The following is a 4979-nucleotide window of genomic DNA, read 5'->3' as shown; positions in this document are numbered from 1 at the left end:
CACTTCCCGTTCCCTCCAAGTCATCTGGAGTTCGCTCGTTACCCGTGTGATACGGAAGAACGTGAGAGAGAGTTATGAGGTGTCATCGTGCGAGATCCGCGCAAGTCCGTGATCGGCAAGGGGCTGAGGCGCCGCGGCAGACTGATCGCCGAGGCGGTGAGCCCGCCGCGCAAGCCGCTGAACGCCGTCCCCGCCCCCCGGAGCGATGCCGCGCCCGCGGAGCCGCCGTACGTGGCGCCGCGCGCGTCCCGGCTGGTGGACGCTCCGGTGTTCGTTCTCTCCTCGGTGCGCTCCGGCTCGACGCTGCTGCGGGTCATCCTGAACAGTCACAGCCAGATCCGCGCCCCGCACGAGATGCACCTGCGGACCGTCCACGTCCATCTCTCGCGGGACTTCACCGGGGACGCGATGAAGGCGCTCGAACTCGACAAGTGTGAGCTGGAGCACGTCCTGTGGGACCGCATCCTCCACCATGAGCTCACCCGCAGCGGCAAGCAGGTCATCGTCGACAAGACCCCGCCGAACACCCTCATCTGGCCGCGCCTGCACCGATGTTGGCCGAACGCCCGTTACATCCTGCTGCTCCGCCACCCCGGCGCCGTCGTCCAGTCCCTCACGAGCCGCCGCAGCGACCCGGACCACGAGGCGATCCGGGCCGAAGTCCTCTCCTACAGCGAGAAGTTGGAAGAGGCCCGCCAGAACCTCCCCGTCCACGTGATCCGTTACGAGGAGCTCACCGCCGAGCCCGAGAAGGTCACCCGGGGCATCTGCGACCACCTGGGCGTCGAATGGGAGCCCGGCATGCTCGACTACGGCACCAAGGACCACGGCACCTTCCGCCCCCAACTCGGCGACTGGTCCACCACCATCAAGTCCGGCCGCATCCAACCGGCCCGCGCGGCGGACCCGACCTCGGAACTCCCGCCCCGCCTGACCGAGCTGGCCCAAGCCTGGGGCTATCTCACATGACCTCCGCCGCGCCCCCGTTCTTCAGGGGCGCGGGGAACTGCGCGACAAGCCCCCACCCACCCGCACCCGACCAACTCCCTCAGGGGGCCTGGGGGCGCAGCCCCCTGGGATGGGACGGGCAGGGGCGGCGGGGGCGAAAATCCTCGGGCCGTTCAGACCGCCAACGGCCGGTCGGCAGCCGGCTTGCACACCGCGGGCGGCGCGACAGCCACGGGCCGCGCCTCCACGGCGACCGGCACCTCCGCCACCTGCTGCGGCAACGTGACCGACCGCACCGGCCGCGTTCCCGACACCACCGTGTAGTCCTCCCCCAGCCGCGTCGGCACCACGTCGCCCGGCTCCTCGCCGAGCGCCAACTGCACAGCCGCCCAGGGTGCGTTGATCCCGCACAGCGCGAGCTGGTGCAGCCCACCCGCCGGACGCGTGTTGACATCCATGAGCACCGGCTCGTCGCCGTACATCCGGAACTGGATGTTCGTCAGGTAGTGCAACCCGAACTGCCCCGCGATCCGCCGCGCGGGCTCGATCCACGAGGGGTTCTGGCTGAACCCACGACGCCGGCCGTTCTTGGTGCGGCCCACGGCCATCCGGACCCGCCCGTCGGGGCCGGTGAGGCAGTCGACGGACACCTCCGGCTGTTCCAGGCGCGGCATCACCATCCAGTCGACGGGCTCCTCGGCCGCCCGCACCGCCTCGACGACCATGTCGAGCTGCACGTACGGGCTCGGAAATCCGCTGAGGTGATCGAGCGAGAAGGGGGTGCGCGTGACGACGCGGAAGCCCACACCGCCCGCCCCGGCCGCAGGCTTGAAGCACGCCCTGTGCCCGTCGGCCTCCAACTCGTCGACGGCGGCGACGAATTCATCGGCGTTCGTCACCCGGAACCACGGCGGCACCGGAACCCCATGGGCCTGGACCGCCTCGTACGCGGTCACCTTGTCCTCGAAGACCTCGATGGCCTCGGCGGTCGGCGCCAGCAGGGCCGTACCGACGGCCGCGAAGTCCTCGCGGTGCGCGGCGAGGGCCGCCTGGTGCAGCCGGGGCACGAACACGTCGATGCCGCGCTTGGCGCACTGGTCGAGCGCGTACTCGACGTACGCGGCGGGGGAGAGGCCGTCGGGCTCCAGGTCGGCGGTGTCGGCGGCGGCCAGTACGGGGGAGTCGGCGTCGCCGTGCGTGGCATGGATGTCCACCGGACGAGCGTGCGGATTATGCCGCAGCTGATCCATGAAGAAGACGTTCTCCGCGTACGTGCGGTTGAGCCAGACGCGTACGCGAGAGACCATGCAGGCCGCCTTTCCAGGGTTCGCGGGCACGGCGGAGCAGGCCGTGCCCGGCCAGGGGGGATGGAGGTACGCCGAACCGCCGTACGAGTAGGGGCGTGGCGGTGGTGTAGGACGGATCATACGGCCCCTGGAGCCCAGGTTTCTGTCACGCGCGTGTTAATCCTTGCGCGGCGGGGCCACCGGGACGTGTGTCCGACGGTTCGGCAGGCCGCTCTTGTCCACCGGTACGCCGGTGTGTTCTCGTGTTGATGTTCGGTGTTCAGGAGGGAGCTCGGGTGGAGTCGAGTGTCGGCCGCCACGGAGATCTGCTGACCATCAATAATCTGCACATCGGCTGTCCCGAGAATCGCGCACTGGTCGAGGAGATGCGCCCCGAGACCGACGACGACTGGCTCCTCGTGGCCGGTGACGTCGCCGAGACCGGCGCGGACATCCGCTGGCCCCTGGAGACACTCGCCGGCCGCTTCGCCGAGGTCGTGTGGGTGCCGGGCAACCTCGAGCTGTGGACCCACCCCAGCGCGACCGTCCCGTACAAGGGCGTCGAGCGGTACGAGCACCTGGTCGCCGTCTGCCGGGAGCTGGACCACTACCGTTCCTGCGCAGTGATCGGGGGTGAGCCCGTGCACCGGCACGCCCCGAACGGTGTTGGGCGTACTGGTCGTCCGCTTTCGCGTCCCGGGCGGCTACACAGATCCTGCCCATGGTCCGAGCCGGGCGGGCGGAGTCCCTCACGACCTGGCCGTGTGGGTGCGGCCAGAGGCGAGGGGGAGGCACTGAACCATCTCGCTGGTGGAGCAGGGGCCCCGCACGCCGGCACCGCACCCGGCGTCCCGGATCGCACGGCGACGTCATCCCGGTCGGCCCCGGCCACTGTAGGTCCGCGAGCCGACCAGCACACGATCGAGCCAGCCGGGCTCATAGTGCGCTCCCTGGTGAGCAGATACCGTCCCCCGCGAGTGGCGCCCGCGCCCGCAACCGCCGGGAAGGCTGCGCCGCATTCTTGCGATGGAGGTCAAAGCCGGTGATCGAGGAGCTGCTCCCGGGGTCGGTCGTGGTCGTGGAGGCGCACGAGGATGACGCCGCGGCGGTCGAGGGGATCGAGCTGTACCCCGAGGAGGAGGCCGTCTTGGCGCGCGCGGTGCCGAAGCGGCGCCGCGAGTTCACCGTCGTCCGCGCCTGCGCCCGGCGGGCCATGGAGAAGCTCGGCGTGGCGCCGCGTGCGATCGTGCCCGGCGAGCGCGGCGCCCCCGGCTGGCCGGACGGGCTGACCGGCAGCATGACCCACTGCGAGGGGTACGCGGCAGCCGCCCTGGCCCGCATAGGCGACCTCGCCTCACTCGGCATCGACGCCGAACCCCACGACGCCCTGCCCGAGGGCGTCCTGACGGCGATCGCCCTCCCCACGGAGGAGACCCGGCTGCGCCGTCTGACCGCCGACCACCCTTCGGTCCACTGGGACCGGCTGCTCTTCAGCGCCAAGGAGTCCGTCTACAAGGCGTGGTTCCCGCTCACCGGGCGGTGGCTGGACTTCTCGGAGGCCGACATCGAGATGTCCGTCGACCCGGGCGGTCGCTCAGGCGCACTGCACGCCGAGCTCCTCGTGCCCGGACCGGTGGTGGACGGTCGTCGTATCGACGCCTTCGCCGGACGCTGGACCATCCGGCGGGGGCTGGTGGTGACGGCCGTTTCGGTTCCCTTCCCCATGGAGGACGAGGACGCCAGATGAACTCCCTTTCCTATTCGGATCTGCACGGACAGGTCTCGTCGGACATCGACGCGGAGATCGCGGCCGCACTGGAAAGCCTCGGGCCTTCGTCCCTAGCGGTACGGAAGTCCATATCCGGCCTGCTGGCCCATCAGCAGATGAAATACCCCCTGTCCGTGCTCCCGCTCCTCGTGCACGGAGCCGAGACCAGTACCCCGGGGCCGGCCGTTTTCCTGTCGGCCGTGCATGTCCTGTGGTGGACCTCCGCGTGCTATCTCGACGACCTGGCCGACGGCCACGGTGCGCACACCCCCGACGGACTCGGCGCGGACGAGGCGCTGTTGGCGTCCATCCTCAGCGGACAGGCCCTTCCCATCAGGGTGGTGCAGGCCCAGTCGGTGCCGGACTCGGTGCGCAACGCCCTCACCGGTGAGATCGTCAACTGCTGGATCGACGCAGTGGAAGGACAGTTGCGGGACCTGCGCGGCGACAGTGAGAACGCCTCGCGGGACGCGGTCGTCGCCGCTTATCGCGGGAAATCCGGCGCCCCTTTCGGAATGATCACGGCCATGGCCGCGATACTCGCCGACGCCGGGACCGAACGGATCGAACTGTGGCGGGAATTCGGCGATGTCTTCGGAATTCTCTGGCAGCTCTTCAACGACCAGGAAGACCTCCTCTCCGGCCGCGACGAGGACCTGCTGAACGGCACCGTCACCTATCTCCTCGCCTGCGCCCTGGAGGAGACGACACCCGACTCGAGGACGCGCGTCGCGGAACTCGGAGTCGCCGCGCGGAGTTCCGCACAGGCCCGCGCGGAACTCCGCGCGCTGCTGCTCGCCCCCGCGGTTCTCCGTCGCTTCGAGAAGGACCTCACGGCGTTCCGCGACGAGGCGCACCGCGTGCTCGACGAACTGGACGGTGACGAGGCCTACTTGCCGGCCCTGCGGCAGTTGGCGGACCAGGCCGCCGGTATGTACCTGACCTAGGCCGGAGCCCGGCGACGGTCCGCCGGGGAC

At 70.2% G+C, this 4979-nt stretch carries 5 protein-coding genes; 4 read left to right on the top strand and 1 reads right to left on the bottom strand.

Features of this window, described 5'->3' with window-relative positions; genetic code table 11:
• Positions 1 to 87 precede the first annotated feature (87 nt).
• Positions 88 to 969: a sulfotransferase family protein gene (locus ACFU53_RS46530; protein ID WP_384006306.1), complete on the top strand. Its 882-nt coding sequence runs from the start codon at positions 88 to 90 to the stop codon at positions 967 to 969.
• A 152-nt stretch (positions 970 to 1121) separates the two neighbouring features.
• Here the strand turns inward: ACFU53_RS46530 and ACFU53_RS46525 are convergent, their stop codons facing one another.
• Entirely contained in the window at positions 1122 to 2255 is a 1134-nt protein-coding gene (locus tag ACFU53_RS46525; RefSeq protein WP_384006305.1) for an ATP-grasp domain-containing protein, read from the bottom strand.
• A gap of 248 nt (positions 2256 to 2503) precedes the next feature.
• On the opposite strand from ACFU53_RS46525, the gene ACFU53_RS46520 reads away from it, so the two are divergent.
• Genes ACFU53_RS46520 through ACFU53_RS46510 form a run of 3 tightly spaced genes read left to right on the top strand, consistent with a single transcriptional unit; the run spans position 2504 to position 4949 of the window.
• The gene (locus tag ACFU53_RS46520; RefSeq protein ID WP_384006308.1) at positions 2504 to 3280 is read left to right on the top strand and encodes a metallophosphoesterase; all 777 of its coding nucleotides are present in this window, start codon (positions 2504 to 2506) and stop codon (positions 3278 to 3280) included.
• Entirely contained in the window at positions 3277 to 3981 is a 705-nt protein-coding gene (locus tag ACFU53_RS46515; protein WP_384006303.1) for a 4'-phosphopantetheinyl transferase, read from the top strand. Before ACFU53_RS46520 ends, ACFU53_RS46515 begins: the two co-directional genes overlap by 4 nt.
• Positions 3978 to 4949, top strand: a complete 972-nt coding sequence (locus tag ACFU53_RS46510; protein WP_384006301.1) for a polyprenyl synthetase family protein — start codon at positions 3978 to 3980, stop codon at positions 4947 to 4949. The genes ACFU53_RS46515 and ACFU53_RS46510 overlap by 4 nt, the downstream gene beginning before the upstream one ends.
• The last annotated feature ends 30 nt before the right edge of the window (positions 4950 to 4979 follow it).

It is taken from the genome of Streptomyces sp. NPDC057474, assembly GCF_042802555.1.
Lineage (GTDB): Bacteria > Actinomycetota > Actinomycetes > Streptomycetales > Streptomycetaceae > Streptomyces.
The sequence above is the reverse complement of the archived record's forward strand: the minus strand, read 5'-3'. Positions and strand labels throughout refer to the sequence as shown.

What these genes read in the sequence shown, in the direction of transcription:
- ACFU53_RS46520 (WP_384006308.1), top strand. Translation starts at nt 2,504, where the DNA reads ATGTTCGGTGTTCAGGAGGGAGCTCGGGTGGAGTCGAGTGTCGGCCGC.
- ACFU53_RS46525 (WP_384006305.1), bottom strand. Translation starts at nt 2,255, where the DNA reads ATGGTCTCTCGCGTACGCGTCTGGCTCAACCGCACGTACGCGGAGAAC.
- ACFU53_RS46510 (WP_384006301.1), top strand. Translation starts at nt 3,978, where the DNA reads ATGAACTCCCTTTCCTATTCGGATCTGCACGGACAGGTCTCGTCGGAC.